Genomic DNA, 17,688 nt, shown 5'->3' on the forward strand with positions numbered 1-17,688 from the left:
AAACATAGCCCTTTTAAATTCGCAAATCTAGGTTATTTGTAAGAATGAAACGCAAAACGCGTCGAATCGGGAGGGTTTGAAATGGCGAAGGACAAGGTGGTTCTGGTAACGGGTGCCAGCCGTGGGGCAGGAGCCGGGATCGCGCGTGGCTTTGGAGAACTGGGCTATACTGTTTATGTCACCGGCCGGACCGTCACCCCGGGCGATGCCAAAGGGTGGGACGGCACTGTCTTGCCCGGAACCGTGGCGCAGACTGCCGCCGATGTGACAGAGCGCGGCGGCAAGGGCATTGCCGTGATGTGCGACCATTCCGACGATGCGCAAGTTGCAGCATTGTTCGAACAGATCGAGCGCGAGCAGGGCCGTCTCGACATTCTCGTCAACAATGCCACCTATATCCACCACCAGTTGATCGAGAAAAAGCCCTTTTGGGAAAAGGAGCTCGACGCGGTGAAGATCCTCGATGTCGGCCTTCGTTCGGCCTATGTCGCCAGCTGGCACGCGGCACAGATGATGGTGAAGCAAGGGCGCGGTCTGATTGGTTTTGGATCATCCTTTGGCGGAAGCTGCTACATGCACGGGCCGGCCTATGGTGCGCAAAAGGCGGGTGTCGACAAGTTTGCCCATGACATGGAACATGACCTGCGCGGAACCGGCGTGGTCAGCGTATCGATCTGGATGGGTCCGCTGGTAACAGAACGCAGCTTGATCGCGCGGGATACCAATCCCGAACAATATGAAGGTTTCATAGAAACTGCAGAAAATCCTGAATTTACAGCGCATATCCTGAACGCGATCGATGAAGCACCCAATCGTGATGCGCTTTCGGGCAGCACACTGATCGGCGCGGAGATTGCAAAGGAACTGGGCGTTGCCGACAAAGGTAATGAGCGGCCCTCCTATCGCGAGATGCTTGGCAATCCACCGGTGAAAAATCCCGCAGCGGTGTACTGACGCAATATGGCCAGCCAGTTTCATCTTGCCGACCTGTTCGAAACCGTTGCCCGCACGGTCCCCGACCGGGTCGCTTTGATCGGCGACAGCGCGCGTTACAGCTTTGCCGAACTTAATGATCGCTGCGACCGCCTCGCGGCCGGGCTTGCGGCGCAGGGTGTCAGGCGCGGCGACGCCATCGGCCTTTATCTCTATAATGCACCCGCCTATCTCGAAGCCTTTATCGCGGCGTGCAAGCTGGGTGCCGTTCCTTATAATGTGAACTATCGCTATCGCGCCGACGAGTTGCGATATCTGTTCGCCAATGCAGACAGCGCGGCGATCATTCACGGGGCTGAATTTTCGCCCATCATTCGCGACGTGCGCGCTCACGTCCCGACGCTGAAGCTCACCATTGCGGTTGCGGACGGATCGGGCGAGGATATTTCCGGGTCGGTCGATTATGACAGTCTGCTCGCCCATGAACCGGGCGGGCCGTGGGAACGCAGCGAACAGGATTATCTGCTCTGCTATACCGGCGGCACCACGGGTATGCCGAAAGGCGTGATGTGGCCGCATCGGGCATTCTTCTTTGCCTGTGCGGGCGGTGCCGGCTTTTTCAATCCGCATGGCCCGGCGCAGACCCCTGCCGACATCGAAAGCCGTGCGCGGGATGGCTATCCGTTAAAACTGTTTCCGCTGGCCCCGCTGATGCACATGGCGGCGATGTGGGCGCTATGGGGCGCGCTGCTCAACGGCGTCACGATCATCCTCGACGAAGGCCGGGCATTTGATCCCGAACGCATGCTGGATACAGCTGAGCGCGAAGGGGCGAATATGATTCAGTTCGTGGGCGATGCGATGGCGACGCCGCTGCGCGATATGCTGCGCGCCCATCCGGGGCGCTGGAACCTTGCCCATGTCGTCAATCTCGGTTCCGGCGGAGCCGTCTTTTCGCAGCATCTGAAGGATGATTTGAAGCAGCTGGTCCCCAGCGCAGGGATCACCGACGGGCTCGGCGCGTCGGAAACCGGCATGTCGGGATTGGCCGAAAAATCGGACGAAGGCGTCATGCGGCTTCCCGCTAATGAATATCAGCAGGTGGTCGTCGATGGCCGGATCGGAATTGTTGGCGAAACGGGTTTTGTCGCGCGTACCGGAAATACGCCGATCGGCTATTATAATGATCCCGTCAAAACTGCGGAAACCTTCGTCACCATCGATGGCAAGCTATGGGCGGTATCGGGCGATGCCGGGCGACTTGATGACGACAGCAAGATCACTGTTTTCGGTCGCGGTTCGACATGCATCAACACCGGCGGCGAAAAGGTTTTCCCCGAAGAGGTTGAAGAAGCCCTGCGCACGCATCTCGCGATCTTTGATGCTGTCGTGGCAGGCCAGCCCGACGAACGTTGGGGCGAACGGGTGATTGGCATTGTCGCGGCGCGCGCCGGGGTTGCGCAGCCGGCCTATGAGGATGTGAAGGCGTTTCTGGCAGACAAGCTTGCCGGTTATAAACTGCCCAAGGCGCTGGTGTGGGTGGATGAGGTCAAGCGGTCGCCCGCCGGTAAACAGGATTATCGCTGGGCAAAGGACATAGCGGAGAAGGCATGACGAAATCCGACCCGATCTTCGATGCTGTAACCGGGCCGGGTTCGCCATTCGAAATCGGCGAGCGTGATGGCATGCGCCGTTTTGTCAACGCGCCCTCCGATCTCAACCAGATGATCGAACGTGCCCGGGCCTTTGGCGACCGCGAGATGATCGTTGAGGGTGATTTGCGTCTGACCTATGCCCAAGGCTTTGCAAGGCGCGATGCACTGGCGTTGATGTTGGACATCAACCAAGGCGATCGTGTTGGGCTGTGCATGAAAAACAGCGCCGCCTGGATGATCGGTTATCTTGCGATTTTGGCGCGCGGTGGCGTCGTGGTTGCGGTCAATAGCCGCGGCGCACCTTCCGAACTGGCGGCGATGCTGGATGATGTTGGCGCAGCGCTGGTGCTGGCCGATGGCGATCGTGCCGAGCGATTGCGTGAAGGTGGCTATGCAGGGCGGATTATCGAAGCGCAGGATTTTCCGATGGAAGCGTCTGCTCCGCTTGATCCGGTCGAACCTGTAGCGGCAGATGATGCGGCGGCCATCCTGTTCACGTCCGGCACGACCGGGCGCGTCAAGGGTGCGGTGCTCAGCCATAGCAATTTGATCCACGGCATCATGCTGATGCAATTGTCTGGCGTGATGATCCTGCACAGCATGGCGCAGAAATATGGCACCGATGTCGAGACGCTGCGTTCGCACATGCCGCAGTCGTCGGTGCTTCAGGTTTATCCGCTGTTCCATATTTCCGGAATGGGCAGCGCCTTCCTGTCGCCGCTGCTTGCCGGATCGAAGATCGTTGTGATGCACCGCTGGGATCCCGAAGAGGCGCTGCGGCTGATCGCGGCGGAACGCATCAGCATGTTCACTGGCGTTCCCACTATGCTGTGGGATGTTCTCAATCGCGCGCACCTTGAAGATGCCGACCTGTCTTCGCTGACCAATATTGGTACCGGCGGGCAGGCCTTGCCGGTCAATCTGCTCGATGCCATTCGCGCCGCGTGTCCGCAGGCATTCATGGGAACCGGCTATGGTCTTACCGAAACCTCGGGCAGCGTCGCCCAGGCGGTGGGTGAGGATTTCATCCGCAATCGCGCCGCTGCGGGAAGGGTGCTCAGCCTTGTCGACATGAAGATCGATGCGCCCGAGGGTGAGGCCGGAGAGATCATGGTCCGCGGCCCGATGGTGATGAAAGGCTATTGGAACCGGCCCGAAGATACTGCCGCCGTGCTTTCACAAGACGGCTGGTTCCGCACCGGGGACATTGGCCTGATTGACGAAGAAGGCTATGTCTTCATCGTCGATCGCAAAAAGGACATGGTGATTTCCGGCGGCGAGAATATTTATTGCGCCGAGGTCGAACGGGTGATGGGTTCGATGGACGGCGTTGCCGAATGTGCGGCTTTCGGCATAGCCGATGAACGACTGGGCGAATTGCTGGTCGCGATTGTTGTCGCCACGGATGTGACCGCAGACGCCATCAAAGCCGAGGTCGGTGAAAAACTGGCGCGGTACAAGGCGCCGGGCCATATATTGTTCATTGACGAACCTTTGCCGCGCAACGCCGTTGGCAAGGTCGATAAAATCAAATTGCGGGCAATGTGGCCCGATCTCGCTGGAGCTTAAAGACATGGGCATGCCCACTGATATCAAGATTGTCGATTGCATGCTGGGCATTCCCAATGCCGAGGACCGGTCCGACTGGTTTGCGGCATTCCGACCTTTGATCAAGGATGCCCAGACGCTTGAACAGTTTTCGATGCCCGCCCAATATATGTTCAAGGATGTCCCGACCACGGGCAATCCCGGCGATTTCGTCAAATGGACGGTTGAGCAGATGGACCGGTTCAACATCGAAAAGGCGCTGGTCGGCTGGAATGACGATGATACCTCGCGCCGGGCGAAGGAACTGTATCCCGACCGTTTCTTTTTCGATGTGCCTTGTGATCCGAACAAGGGCGTCGATGAAGTGCGCCGTATCAAGCGGCTGCACAGCGAAGTGGGAATTTCAGCAATTAGCGTGTTCCCCAGCGGAACGTTGCCGCAGGTTGCGATCAACCATAAATATATGTTCCCGCTCTATACCGCAGCGGCCGAACTGGGCATTCCGATCTGCCTCAATGTCGGCATTCCTGGCCCGCGCATCCCAATGGAAACGCAAAAGGTCGAACATCTCGACGAGGTCTGCTGGTTTTTCCCCGATCTGAAGATCGTGATGCGCCATGGCGCTGAGCCTTGGGAGGCACTGGCAGTGAAGCTGATGCTGAAATGGCCGAACCTCTATTATTCGACCAGCGCCTTTGCGCCCAAGCATTACCCGAAGGCGATCATCGACTACGCCAATACACGCGGGGCCGACAAGATCATCTATGCCGGTTATTTTCCGATGGGGTTGAGCCTCGATCGCATTTTTGCTGATATGCCGCACGTTCCGTTCAAGGATGAAGTGTGGCCAAAATTCCTGAGAGAAAACGCCATGAAGGTGTTCGGCCTGTAAGGGCATTGGGAGGAGGGGGAGCCGGGAAGTCTGCTCCCCACTATACACAGTTATCGGCCCGGTGAGACAACCCCCCGGCCCGGCCTTCTGATAAAGGGAAGGTAAAGCATGGAGACCGATGATGTCCGAAGCTGAAAACAAACCCGCAGGCGACGCGCGCACCGCCCCCGTGGCCGTGTGGCAGATCCTTGAAAAGCTCAAAGGCCAGGACTTGCTCGACTGGCGACTGGCCGACGTAAAGGGCCGCGCCTCGATCGAGGAACGCAACCTTGACATCGGCTTTCCCTTTGGCTGGTACCCGGTCGTCATGGCCAAGGACCTTGCCGTGGGTGAGGTTAAGCCGCTGCGCTATTTCTCCAAAGACCTTGCCATCTGGCGTGGCGAGGATGGTCAGGTGCGCATGGTTGATGCCTATTGCAAGCATCTGGGCGCGCATATGGGCCATGGCGGCAAAGTGCATGGCAATCTGCTTGAATGCCCGTTCCACGCCTGGCGCTATGACGGCGAAGAGGGCATCGTTAAAGAGATTCCCTATTCCAAGTCGATCCCGCCGCAGGTGAAGCGCAAATGCACGCGCACCTGGCATGTGACCGAGGCCAATCGCTGGGTATGGGCATGGTATCACCCGCAGGACATCGCACCTTTGTTTGACGTGGTGCATATCCCCGAGACGACAGACCCTGAATGGACTGACTATGATGTCCATGAATGGAACGTCTATGGTTCGATCCAGAATATGGCTGAAAATGGCGTCGACGTGGCGCATTTCAAATATATCCATGGCACGGCCAATGTGCCGCTGGGCGAATTGCGCTGGGGTGATTGGGGCCGCGGCGCCGATGTACGGGGCAAGATGGGCACGCCTTGGGGCGAGGTCGATGGCTGCATCAGCTATGATACCATGGGTCCGGGGCAGAGCTGGACGCGCTTTACCGGTATTTCGGAAACGCTGCTGGTGGCTTGCATCACACCTATCGAACTTGATCATGTCCACGCCCGCTTCTGTTTCACCCAGCCAAAGGCGCAGGCCGAAGGCGAGCGGGCAGGGGTGGCGCGCGCCATCATTCGCGACATTTGCAAGCAGTTTGATCAGGACAAGGTGATCTGGGATCGCCAGAAATATGAACCCAATGCCCTGATCTGCGAAGGCGACGGGCCGATAGCGCAATTCCGTAAATTCTACAGCCGCTATTATGCCGGGCCAGATCAGGCACCGGACAGCGGCAATGTCACGCCATTGAAAAAGGCCGGATAGCCCGACCGGAATAAGGGGAGCGAGAGATGCTCGAAACAGTCGCGCCTTGGGCCGGATTATTGGGCTTGGTTGGTATGGCCGGCTTGCTGGGCATACGTAACCCTGTGGCAAAAGGGCGCGATGGTGCGGCAATCCGCTTGCTCGGTCTGTTTGGCATTGCCGGTCTGGTCGGGATCTGGATCCCCGGGGCTGGTGCGGTTGGCGCTGCCGGTGCGCTGAGCCTTTGGAATCACCAGACACCGCGGCTCGCATTTTTGGGCAAGCTCGGCTGGTTGTCGCTGATCGGCATTCCCTTCCTTTACATGTGGGGCTTGGCATGACTGTCCCCCGTTTGCACGATGAACCGTCGGCGCTTGAACTTGCCGGGCAGATTGCTGCCGGGGAGTTGAGCGCCGCCGAGGCAGTCGACGCCGCGATTGCGCGCATCGAGCGGCTGGATGGTGACATCAACGCCATCGTCGTTCGCGATTTCGACCGGGCGCGCGAAGCCGCAAAAGCGGCTGACGCGCGGCGCGCTCAGGGCGTTGCCGGGCCGCTCAACGGCGTTCCGATGACAGTCAAGGAAAGCTTCAATATTGCGGGGCTGAAAACCACATGGGGGTTTGAACATGCCCGCGATTTCGTCGCCAGCGAAGATTCCCATGTGGCGCGCAAGCTGAAAGAGGCCGGCGCGATCATCCTTGGCAAGACCAATGTACCCGTTGCGCTGGCTGACCTTCAGTCGGTGAACCCGATCTACGGACGCACCAATAATCCGCATGATGTCACCCGCGTGCCGGGCGGATCCTCGGGCGGTGGGGCAGCGGCGTTGGCCGCCGGCATGGTGCCGTTGGAATTCGGGTCCGACATTGGCGGATCTATCCGCACGCCCTGCCATTTTTGCGGCGTCATGGGGCTGAAGCCGACCTATGGGGCTATCCCGAGCGATGGCCATTTTGCACCGGGCACCAGTGGCGCGGCGCCCGTGCTTTCGATGACCGGGCCGATGGCGCGTACCACGGAGGATCTGGCACTTGCGCTCGATCTGACCGCGGCCATGCCATTGCCGCGATCACGCCAAGCAGACTTTAACGGCATGCGTATCCTGCTGCTCGATAGCCATCCACTTGCAGAGGTGGACGCGCCCGTTGCTGCCGCATTGCGTGCCGCCGCAGACGCAGCGGCCAATGCCGGCGCAATTATATCCAGCGACAGCGCGCTGCTTCCTGATCGCGCCGCGATGCACCCCGCCTATGTCAAGTTGATGAGCAATGCCATGGCGGTGCGGATGCCGCCAAGCGAGCAATATCCCGATATCGGGATGCGCGGTTGGCTTGGTCTGCTGGACCAGCAGGCGGATTTCACCCGCCAGTGGCAACGGCTGTTCAGCAACTTTGATGCCATCTTCACGCCTGTATTCGGAACATCGGCCTTCATGCACACCGATGAACCGGACTGGCAGAAGCGCAGCCTGACGATCAACGGGCGACAAACGTCATTCGTTCCGCAAATCGCATGGATCGGACAGGCGACCTATACCGGCTTGCCCGCAGTGTCGGTGCCAGTCGGGCGCGACGGCAATCTGCCCGTCGGTATTCAGGTGATTACACCGCACTGGCAGGACCACAGCGCAATAGCGATTGCCGGCATGCTTCACGCCATGCTTGGCTGAACGAACGGGAATGAAGAGGAGAGAAGAATGACAGCGGCGACCTTACCCACCATCGAGGGCGGGAGCCCGCTGTTAGGACATTTGCTGCCATTTTTCCGGGATCCGGTTGGTGTGCTTCGTCAAGGCTACCAAAGCAAGGGCAGGCTGTTTTCGTTCAACATAATGGGCCGGCGGATGAATGTCATGCTCGGGCCAGAACATAACCGTTTCTTTTTTGAAGAGACAGACAAGCTGCTTTCGATCCGCGAATCCATGCCTTTCTTCCTCAAGATGTTCTCGCCGGATTTCTACAGCTTTGCCGAGATGGATGAGTATCTGCGCCAGCGCGCTGTCATTATGCCGCGGTTCAAAGCGGCGGCAATGAAGCAATATGTCGGGGTGATGGCTGAGGAGAGCCTCAATCTCGTCAACCGGCTGGGCGATGAAGGCGAGTTCGACCTGATCTCGACCCTCGGCCCCGTTGTCATGGATATTGCGGCGCACAGCTTCATGGGCAAGGAATTCCACGAAAAATTAGGACATGAATTTTTCGATCTTTTCCGGGATTTTTCGGGCGGGATGGAGTTTGTCCTGCCACTCTGGCTGCCCACGCCGAAAATGATCAAGAGCCAGCGTGCGAAGAAGAAATTGCACAAGATTTTGCAACGCTGGATCGACAAACGCCGCGCGACGCCGCTTGATCCGCCGGATTTCTTCCAGGGAATGGTGGAAAGCAAATATCCCGATGGTCGTCCGATACCCGACGAGCTTGTCCGCCATCTGATCTTGCTGTTGGTATGGGCAGGGCATGAAACCACCGCTGGTCAGGTCAGCTGGGCGCTGGCCGACATTTTGCAGAACCGGGATTATGAAGCCGTTTTGCGGAACGAGCTGGAAGATGTGTTGGGCAATGACGCTGGCGGCAGCCTTGGCTGGGAACAGGCGGTCGCCATGCAGAAGATGGACCTTGCCCTGCGCGAAACCGAGAGATTGCATCCCGTGGCCTTCATCCTGTCGCGCAAGGCGACCACCGATATTGAACGGGATGGTTATATGATCCGCAAAGGGGACTTCGTGCTTCTCGCGCCGTCGGTCACGCACCGGATGACCGAGACCTGGGTCGAACCCGACCGTTACAATCCTGAGCGCTTCAACCCCGAGCGTGACGATGCACAGATCGAATCCAACTCGCTTGTCGGTTTTGGCGGGGGCGTCCATCGTTGCGCCGGCGTGAATTTCGGGCGCATGGAAATGAAGGTGGTGCTCGCCGTGCTGCTGCAGAATTACGAGATGGAGTTGGTCGACGAGGTCAAGCCGATTGCCGGCGCGGGAACATATTGGCCAGCCCAGCCTTGCCGGGTCCGTTATCGCAAGCGCGATCGCGGAACTGCGTCCGGAGCTGACATGGCCGAACGCGCCAAAGCCGCTGGCTGCCCGGTGCATCAGTAATGGCCAAGATCACCTATATCCAACCTGATGGCAGTGAGCGCACCTGCGTCAATTTCGAGGGCATGACCGTGATGCATCTGGCGATCGGCAACCTTGTCGACGGCATCGATGCCAATTGCGGGGGAATGATGCAGTGCGGCACCTGTCATGTCTATATCGCACCGGAATGGGCCGACCGGGTCGGGCCGCCATCCACCGATGAAGCCACCATGCTTGAAGCGCTAGACGGTGTTGAAATCCGACCGACGAGCCGGCTGTCCTGCCAGATCCAGCTTGGTGAGGAGCTGGACGGCCTTGTCGTGGAGATACCGCCCGACCAGCCGGGAATCTGATCATGCGCAGCTTGGTCCTGTGCTTGGCCCTTCTGATCGGCGCTCCGCTTCTTGCCGACGGATTTCCGCCTTCGTCCGACGATTTGCTGGCGCAACAGGGGCGCCCGATCCTTGCGCGCGAATATCCTGAAATCATGAAGCATATGGCCCGGCAGGATGGCTTTGGCGGGCCTTCATCGCCCAAGATCGCGCGGGCGATGCTTTCCGATGCACCCGAACTGGTGGCAGAGGCAAAGGCGAAGATGACCGTTGAGGCCGTGGGCGAGGGGATGTGGCTGATCCGTTTTCCCTATGTCAATGTCGCGCTGGTCGAGACTCGTTCGGGCCTTGTCCTGTTTGATACAGGCTATGCCGCAATCGGACCGGTGCTTGCAGAGGTCATCCCAACGCTCAGTGCCAAACCGCTGACACACATTGTGATCAGCCATGTCCATGTTGATCATGCCTATGGCTGGCCGGCGCTGAAAGCCAAATGGCCCAAGGCGAAGACGATTGCGAGCGACCTTTACCCCGCGATGGCCGCGAAAGAGGTGCGGCTGGGCGGATCGATCGGGCGACTGAACAACCAGTCATTGTCGCTGCAACCCGCCGCACTAGACCGGCTTCCCAAGGCGGATATCACCTTCCGCGATCGCATGGCGATCCAAATTGGCGGGGAACGGTTCGAATTTTTCCATGCGCCCGGCGAGACCGAGGAGCAGATCTGGATGGCCATGCCGGGGCGTCGCGCGATCTTCACCGCCGACTATTATCAGGGCTTTCTGCCCAATGCCGGCAATGGAAAGCGCATATTGCGCCATGTTGACGAATGGGCGGCGGCGCTGCGCATGATGGCGGGGGTGAAGCCGGCGATCCTGATGCCGATGCATGGTGCATTGCTGACCGATGAGGCCGAGATCGACCGACGGCTGACGGTGTTGGCAGAGGCGTTTGAATATCTGTCTGATGAAACCGTGCGCCGACTGAACGCAGGTGAACGGCGCGATGCAATTGCAGCTACGATTGCTTGGCCCGAACGTTTTGCCAAGGAACCCAGCTTGGATCCGCAATATAATCGCCCCGAAGATATTTCCCGGATGGTGGCGATGCGTTGGACCGGCTGGTGGGACGGCTTGCCCGCACATTTTGCAGCCTTGCCGTTCGAAGCTGAGGCAAAAGAAGCGGTGCGACTTGCCGGCGGTGTTGAAGCGATCGACCAGCGCGCACGGGCGTTATTGCAAAGCGATCCCAAACTGGCGGCCCGGCTGGCTGACTGGGCCTATTATGGCGCACCCGATGATCCGCGCGCGCTGCGTCTGACGGTCGATGTCTATATGGCGCGGCTTGCAGAGGCCGATATGCCGGTTCAGGAAGGCACGGTCTATTTTGACCATGCGGCGAAAGCGCGCGCGCAACTGGAGATATTGGCCAAAAGCCCCGCTGCCATTCCCTAAGGCCGCAGACGATCCAGCCCCGAAAGGTCCAGTGTGCGCATCACGGCAAGGGTGGCGATCCATTGGCCGGGCAAGTGGGCCGTGTCGCGATCATGGCGGGTGATCGCCTGCACATTGCGGCGAAATTCTTCGATCAGTTCGCCCAGCGCGGCAATACCTTTTGGCGACAGTTTGACCATTTCTGACGCATAGACGGTTTCGGGCGCCGAATAGTCAATTGTAGTAAACTGCACCTTCATCCGCGCTTCGAACAAGGCGCGCATCGGGGCCTTGCGCCAGATAACTGTGCGATCAACGCGTGCGCGCACCCTTCCGCCTGGCAGACGGTCGATCAGAGCCAAGCGTTCCAGCCGGATCAGCGCTGCTTCCACCATGCGTGGTGGTAGCAGGAAATCGGTGGCGGTCTCTTCGGGCGGGCTGCCAGACAGGATCGTGAAGAACATGAGCGCCAGAAATTCGTCCGATAGCAATGCCTGCTCTTGTGCCAGCGTCAGTTCCTGCGCGAGGCCATCGCCCGGCCGCTCGCTTTCGCGTGCCAGATCGGAAAGCGTGTGGCCGCATAAATGCGCCAAGCGCTCTAGCCGGTCGAGCGTCAAGGCCTTGCCTGCAAGCCAGCGTTTGGCGGTCGGCTCGCTGATTGAAAGTTCGCGCGCGATCCGTGCACTTGTGATTCCTTGCGATTTCAGATGGCGTCGCAATGTCGCAATTAGGCGCTGTGCATCGGTATCGGATCGTTTCATGATATGATTTAGATCGAAATATGATCCAAATGCAACCGTACCATTCGGTGTTTGCAAAGCTTCTGCTTAGAATTTGCGCCGGAGATTCGCGGACGTCCAAGTCCGAAAAAAATAGAAGGAGGAGAAGATGACCGACATTCTGATCAAGAATGGCACTGTCGTGGATGGAACCGGTGCCGCCGCATTTGCAGCAGATGTGCGCATTAAAAATGGCGTGATCGCCGAAGTCGGGCAGAACCTGGCCTCGGGTGGTGAGCGCGTGTTCGACGCCGATGGCTGCATCGTCTCCCCCGGCTTCATTGAAAGCCACACCCATTATGACGCATCGATGTGGTGGCAGCCGGATCTTGATCCGCTGCCCGGCTATGGCGCGACAACGATGATCCTCGGCAATTGCGGCTTCTCCATGGCGCCGCTGCACCCTTCCAAGCAGGCGCGCGATGAGGTGATGGGCATCTTTTCCTTCTTTGAGGACATCCCCATTGGTCCGTTCCAGCAGAATGTGCCGTGGGACTGGACGACATGGTCCGAGTATCGCAAGTCCTTCGAAGCGAACGTGAAGGTTCCTTTGAACTATGCCAGCTATGTCGGGCACATCCCGCTGCGCCTCGCCGCGATGGGGATGGACGCTTGGGATCGCGCCGCGACGCCCGAAGAAATCCAGAAGATGTGCGAATTGCTGGACGATGCCCTCTCCGCAGGTGCGCTCGGCCTGTCTGACAATATGCACGACCATGACGGTGAGAACCGTCCTGTTCCGTCGATGCTTGCCGACGATGCCGAGTTCTCCGCGCTGTTCGATGTGATGAATCGTTATCCCAACACTTGCTACCAAATCATCGTCGATACCTTCATGCGGATGAACGGTCCGGCAAATCTCAAGCGGCTGGAAGGCCTGCTCGCGGGCCGCAAGATCCGCGTCCAGATTGCTGGCGGCATCCCGACGCTGTGGTTCCAAGCCGGAATCCTGCCCGAAATGCAGAAGACGATCGACGAGATGCGGGCAGCCGGCATCGATGTCTGGCCGGGCTTCGCGCACGTTTCGCCCACGTCCGTGCTCTCGATTACCAAGTCGCTGATCTTCGCCCAGTCGAACGACTATGTCTGGCATGAGGTCGTGCTCGCCGAAACCCATGCGGAAAAGGAGCGCTTGCTGCGCGATCCGGACTGGCGGGCACGGGCACGCGAAAGCTGGGACACGCAGGCCTGGGATCACTCCCCGCTGAAGAATCCGCAGGAACTGCTGATGCTCGACAGCGAAAACGGTGTGGGGCCAATTGGCGGCACACTCAAGGAATTCGCCGACAGCCGCGGCATCCACCGCTCCGACGCAATGGCCGACTGGATCCTCGAAAACGGCCTGCTCTCCACCGTGCACATGGCGCCCTTTCCCAAGGATGAAGCGCTGACGGTGGCGTTGATGAAGGACCCCAAGACGGTGGGCAATATCTCCGACGCTGGCGCGCACCTTCAGATGTTGTGCGGTGGCGGCGAGAACGCGCTCCTCCTCACCAAATATGTTCAGGAAGAAAAATCCCTGACGCTGGAAGAGGCCATCCATGTGATGACCGGCAAGTTGGCCGAACATTTCTTCTTGCCTGATCGGGGCGTGATCTCTCCGGGCAAGCGCGCCGACATTGCCGTGTTCCACATGGATGAAGTCGGTTACCGGCAGTTCGAAAAGGCTTGGGATGTGCCCGATGGCAAGGGGGGCACCACCTGGCGCTTCACCCGTCCGCCGTTACCGACACGCCTGACCTTGGTCAACGGCGTTCCGACGTTCGAGAACGGCGCCTATACTGGCGAGAAGCCAGGCACGTTCCTGTCCCCCCAAGCCGCGAATGACGACGGGCCGGTCGCCATCGCTGCCGAGTAAGTGCAAAGCCCCTTCCGCATATCACGGGAGGGGCATTTTTTCCGGGGAGAGCGATAATGACAGCCGAAGCGAAGATAAGTGCTGCAGACAATGCCTATTTCAATGCTGCGATCCAAAAGATCGAAACTGAAAGTTCGGTGCTGGTCAGTTCATCTAAATATCTGAATGACGCCAATTTGCGGCATTTGATCGCGCAGGAAATGCTGCGCCGTAATGGCAATGATCTGCCCAATACGGCCTTTATTCCCGAAGTTGCCCAAATCCTGCACATGCTGGAAGATGTACCGGCGATCATCGGCCTGTTCGAAGAGGAGAAGCTGCGGCTGCCCGAATTTCGGACATGGCTGGAACGGCGGGAACTTGCCGATTTCACGAAGGACGAACTGAAGGATTGCGCACCGGGGACGCTGGGTGCCGAGATTCACGACTTCATGGTCCGCACCGGCTATGAGCTTAACTTCTTCTTCCGCGAAGTTCAGGTGGTCAACGATTACACCTTCTACCTGCGCCAGACCGCACTCTGCCACGATATCGAACATATTGTCACCGGCTTTGGCCCCAATCATGGCGGTGAAGTCGCGTTGCTGAATGCGAATATGTATTCGAAGGCGCGCTATTTCCGGGCTGAACTGGCAGCCTTTTTCAACCGCATTCCGACGTACCTTAAGGCCAAGACGATCATGAAGGATGGGTTATACTATCCAGCGGCGGCGGCGTTGCATCTCGAAGCCGAATATCGGGGTGCGCAGCAGGCGCTGAACTGGAAATATCCGATCATGCTGGTCAATTGGCGCGACTATACCGACTGGCAAATTGCCGATATCCGCGCCGAATTGGGGATCACCCCCTTGCTCGATCCGATCGATCTATGGGACGATACAACCCCGTGGGCAGAGGATCCAAGGCATGATACATCCTCGATGTCCATTGCCGCTGAATAATCTGCCCTCACGCATTTGCGTGTTGAAATTAAGCCGGAACCGCAATATGCGTAATTATTGATAATTTACATTACGCAAACTTTGGGAGAGCGGCTTGCGCGGGTTGTCGGGAAAAGTGGTGATTGTGGCCGGTGGCGGCCGCGGTATTGGTGCTGCAACCGCACGGCGTCTCGCCGATGAAGGCGCGCATGTTGTCATCGGTGATCTTATGGGCGAATGGGCCCGTGAGGTTGCGGACAGCATCACCGCCAATGGCGGCAAGGCAGTCGGCGTCGATCTGGATGGTACCAGCGCTGAATCACAGGCAGCGATCGTGGCCAAGGCGGTGGAGCATTTTGGCGGCCTTGATGCCTATCATTCGAACCTTGCAGGCGGCACGGAAGGCGACATTGATGCGCTGAATTGCCCCATAGAGGTTCTCGATAAGAGCTTTGCGATCAACACCAAGAGCCACTTTCTTGCCACTCAGGCAGCACTGCCGAAGATTATCGAACGTGGCGGCGGCGCGATGATTTACACCTCGAGCGGCGCAGCCTCTGGCGGCGCGGCATGGCAGGTTGCCTATCCGATGACCAAAAATGCGATCCACGCGCTCGCGCGCCATGTGGCCAGCAAATATGGAAAGCAGGGCATCCGCGCCAATGTGATCTGCCCCGGCCTTGTGCTGACCGAGGCGGTGAAGCAGCATCTGACTGACGAATATGTCGAGCGTGGCCTGAAGGCGATCCCGCACACCCGATTGGGCGACCCGGATGATATTGCCGCAGCGGTGACCTTCCTTGCGTCGGATGACGGAGCATGGGTCAATGGCCAAGTCTGGCACGTCAATGGTGGAGCCCAAATGCGTGACTGATGCCACCGCCCCCCGATTGTCGAACCGCTGGCTGGTCCTATTCCTGCTGCTGCTCATTTATATTTTCAACTATGCCGACCGGTTCCTGATTTCGGGGTTGGTCGGGCCGATCAAAGCCGAGTTCGGGCTTGGCGATGGCTTTATGGGGCTGTTGATGGGGCCGGCCTTTGTCGTGCTCTATGTGCTTGCCGGCATTCCGATCGCGCGCTTGGCCGACCGGAAATCGAGGGTAGCCATCATCTGTGCCGGCTGCGTCATCTGGAGCCTTTTCACAGGGCTCACCGGATTTGCGACAGGCCCCGTTTCATTGGCATTGTGCCGCGTCGGTGTGGGCGTTGGCGAAGCTGCCTTTATTGCGCCCGCTTACTCGCTGCTGTCGGATTATTTCAAACCGGAACGGCGTGGATTGGCCTTCGCCATCCTTGGTCTTGCCACCTATTTCGGGCAGATCGCCGGATATGCTGGCGGCCCTGCCATTGCGCATGCCTATGGCTGGCGGATGGCCTTTTTTGCCATGGCAGTGCCCGGCATCGTGCTGGGAGCGATTACATGGTTGATCGTTCACGAACCGCCGCGCGTGAATGCCGCCAAGGTTCAGGAGGCCTTTGCGCCGATCATCCGCCGCCTTGTCAGGATGAAAAGCTATCTTGCCCTGATGATGGCAATGGGTCTTGGAACCCTCTCCGGGATATCCTTCGGTTTTTGGGGGCCGACGCTGTTCGTGCGCAATTTCGGCATTAGCGAAACAGTCGCGAGCACTACCTTTGCTGCCTATTTCGGCCTTGCCGGCCTCACCGGGATGCTCGCTTTCGGTGCGATCTCGGACAGGTTGGCGCGTAAGGGCCCAGAAGGTCCAGCCACATTGGCGGCACTCTCGCTGTTTGCTGCGTCAGGCTTTATCCTGATGGTCACTTGGGCCGACAGTTTCGATCATGCCAAGCTGCTTGCCATCCCCTCCGGATTGCTTGGTGGCGGATGGTCCGTCGGCGTCATGGCGGGCCTGCAATATTTATTGCCTGATCGTTACCGCGCGACCGCAACCGCATCGTTCATAGCCGTGACCACGTTGATCGGCCTTTTGGTCGGCCCTTGGCTGGCCGGGGCGATCAGCGAGGCATTTGGCGATGCTGCGGATTCATTGCGTATGGGTTTGAGTTTCACCATCCCGACAGGGTTCGTTGCCGCCATCTTCCTCTATTATGCCGGACGCAGTTTGGCATCCGAACGGGAAAAGCTGGCGGCAATCGAAAGCTGAAGCCGGGATCAGCGCTGCATTGACGGCGGCGCGCCCGGCATCATCGCATAATAGTGGCCGGCCACCAGTCCGCCATCGACCAGCAGTTCGGTGCCCATGCAATAGGCGGCATCGTCTGACGCCAGATAGGCTGCGGCTGCACCGATATCGTGCGGATCGCCCGCGCGCTGCGCCGGGTAGATTTTATAACCCTGGTCAACAATTTCGCGCGGCAAGTTGGTCGGGTTGGAAATTGCCGTAACGATACCGCCCGGATGGATCGAATTGACCCTTATGCCGCGATGCCCCAGTTCGAGCGCCAATGATTTGGTAAAGCCGCGCACCCCGAATTTTGAGGCGCAATAAGCGGTTAGCGAATTGGCGCCGACAATGCCGTCGGCGGAGCTCATATTGATGATCGAACCACCACCGGCCCTTTCCAGCGCCGGGATCGCTGCCTGTGCGCCGAAGATGGTGCCGAGCAGGTTGATATCGATGATCCGTCGGATATCGGCTTCACTCAGGTCGTCGAGCCGATTGAAAACCAGCACGCCGGCATTGTTGACCAGACAGTCCAGTCGGCCGAACCTGGATTCTGTAGCTGCGATAGCTTCGTCCCAAGCACTGCGCGATGCCACATCAAGATGCAGATAGGCTTGCTCCAGTTCATCGGCGAGCGCCTGACCCTCCATATCCAGTATGTCGGTGATCATCACCTGCGCGCCTTCCTCGACGAAACGCCGCACAATTCCTTCACCAATGCCGCGCGCGCCGCCCGTAACCAACGCCACTTTCCCGATCAGTCTCTGCATGTCTGTTTATCCTCTCCCTTGCCGATTTAACGCTGGATTTGCGGCCCACAATACGCAATTATCGGATCGGGAACAGGATTAATCGCCATATGCGAAAGAAAAGCC

At 58.7% G+C, this 17,688-nt stretch carries 16 protein-coding genes; 14 read left to right on the forward strand and 2 right to left on the reverse strand.

Annotation, left to right across the window (positions count from 1 at the left end; translation table 11 throughout):
* Positions 1-81 precede the first annotated feature (81 nt).
* From RSE16_07845 to RSE16_07890, 10 genes are all read left to right on the forward strand, one after another.
* Positions 82-954: an SDR family NAD(P)-dependent oxidoreductase gene (locus RSE16_07845; protein ID WRH74650.1), complete on the forward strand. Its 873-nt coding sequence runs from the start codon at positions 82-84 to the stop codon at positions 952-954.
* 6 nt (positions 955-960) lie between these two features.
* Positions 961-2,547 (forward strand): AMP-binding protein, encoded by a 1,587-nt coding sequence (locus RSE16_07850; GenBank protein WRH74651.1) that lies wholly within the window; start codon positions 961-963, stop codon positions 2,545-2,547.
* Positions 2,544-4,157, forward strand: coding sequence for a class I adenylate-forming enzyme family protein (locus RSE16_07855; GenBank protein ID WRH74652.1), 1,614 nt, complete (start codon positions 2,544-2,546; stop codon positions 4,155-4,157). Before RSE16_07850 ends, RSE16_07855 begins: the two co-directional genes overlap by 4 nt.
* A gap of 10 nt (positions 4,158-4,167) precedes the next feature.
* Positions 4,168-5,028 carry an amidohydrolase family protein gene (locus tag RSE16_07860; GenBank protein WRH74653.1) on the forward strand — a complete coding sequence of 287 codons (861 nt, stop codon included), beginning with the start codon at positions 4,168-4,170 and terminating at the stop codon, positions 5,026-5,028.
* A gap of 118 nt (positions 5,029-5,146) precedes the next feature.
* Positions 5,147-6,283, forward strand: a complete 1,137-nt coding sequence (locus RSE16_07865; GenBank protein WRH74654.1) for a Rieske 2Fe-2S domain-containing protein — start codon at positions 5,147-5,149, stop codon at positions 6,281-6,283.
* Between the two features lie 26 nt (positions 6,284-6,309).
* Complete coding sequence (locus RSE16_07870; protein ID WRH74655.1) at positions 6,310-6,603, forward strand: hypothetical protein; 294 nt, start codon at positions 6,310-6,312, stop codon at positions 6,601-6,603.
* Positions 6,600-7,934: an amidase family protein gene (locus RSE16_07875; protein WRH74656.1), complete on the forward strand. Its 1,335-nt coding sequence runs from the start codon at positions 6,600-6,602 to the stop codon at positions 7,932-7,934. The genes RSE16_07870 and RSE16_07875 overlap by 4 nt, the downstream gene beginning before the upstream one ends.
* Before the next feature lie 27 nt (positions 7,935-7,961).
* The gene (locus RSE16_07880; GenBank protein ID WRH74657.1) at positions 7,962-9,362 is read left to right on the forward strand and encodes a cytochrome P450; all 1,401 of its coding nucleotides are present in this window, start codon (positions 7,962-7,964) and stop codon (positions 9,360-9,362) included.
* The gene (locus RSE16_07885) at positions 9,362-9,694 is read left to right on the forward strand and encodes a 2Fe-2S iron-sulfur cluster-binding protein (protein WRH74658.1); all 333 of its coding nucleotides are present in this window, start codon (positions 9,362-9,364) and stop codon (positions 9,692-9,694) included. Before RSE16_07880 ends, RSE16_07885 begins: the two co-directional genes overlap by 1 nt.
* A 2-nt stretch (positions 9,695-9,696) precedes the next feature.
* On the forward strand, positions 9,697-11,127 hold the full coding sequence (locus RSE16_07890; protein WRH74659.1) for an MBL fold metallo-hydrolase: 1,431 nt from the start codon (positions 9,697-9,699) through the stop codon (positions 11,125-11,127).
* Here the strand turns inward: RSE16_07890 and RSE16_07895 are convergent.
* On the reverse strand, positions 11,124-11,867 hold the full coding sequence (locus RSE16_07895; GenBank protein WRH74660.1) for a helix-turn-helix transcriptional regulator: 744 nt from the start codon (positions 11,865-11,867) through the stop codon (positions 11,124-11,126). The genes RSE16_07890 and RSE16_07895 overlap by 4 nt on opposite strands.
* A gap of 127 nt (positions 11,868-11,994) precedes the next feature.
* Here RSE16_07895 and RSE16_07900 point away from each other — a divergent pair, with 127 nt between their 5' ends.
* The 4 genes from RSE16_07900 (at position 11,995) to RSE16_07915 (ending at position 16,792) form a co-directional block, all read left to right on the forward strand.
* Positions 11,995-13,743 carry a D-aminoacylase gene (locus RSE16_07900; protein ID WRH74661.1) on the forward strand — a complete coding sequence of 583 codons (1,749 nt, stop codon included), beginning with the start codon at positions 11,995-11,997 and terminating at the stop codon, positions 13,741-13,743.
* Between the two features lie 56 nt (positions 13,744-13,799).
* Positions 13,800-14,684, forward strand: a complete 885-nt coding sequence (locus RSE16_07905) for a Coq4 family protein (GenBank protein ID WRH74662.1) — start codon at positions 13,800-13,802, stop codon at positions 14,682-14,684.
* Between the two features lie 94 nt (positions 14,685-14,778).
* Positions 14,779-15,537: an SDR family oxidoreductase gene (locus RSE16_07910; protein WRH74663.1), complete on the forward strand. Its 759-nt coding sequence runs from the start codon at positions 14,779-14,781 to the stop codon at positions 15,535-15,537.
* Positions 15,530-16,792, forward strand: a complete 1,263-nt coding sequence (locus RSE16_07915; protein WRH74664.1) for an MFS transporter — start codon at positions 15,530-15,532, stop codon at positions 16,790-16,792. The genes RSE16_07910 and RSE16_07915 overlap by 8 nt, the downstream gene beginning before the upstream one ends.
* A gap of 8 nt (positions 16,793-16,800) precedes the next feature.
* Here the strand turns inward: RSE16_07915 and RSE16_07920 are convergent, their stop codons facing one another.
* Entirely contained in the window at positions 16,801-17,583 is a 783-nt protein-coding gene (locus tag RSE16_07920) for a glucose 1-dehydrogenase (protein WRH74665.1), read from the reverse strand.
* Positions 17,584-17,688 lie beyond the last annotated feature (105 nt).

This window comes from Sphingobium sp. (assembly GCA_035196065.1).
GTDB lineage: Bacteria > Pseudomonadota > Alphaproteobacteria > Sphingomonadales > Sphingomonadaceae > Sphingorhabdus_B > Sphingorhabdus_B rara.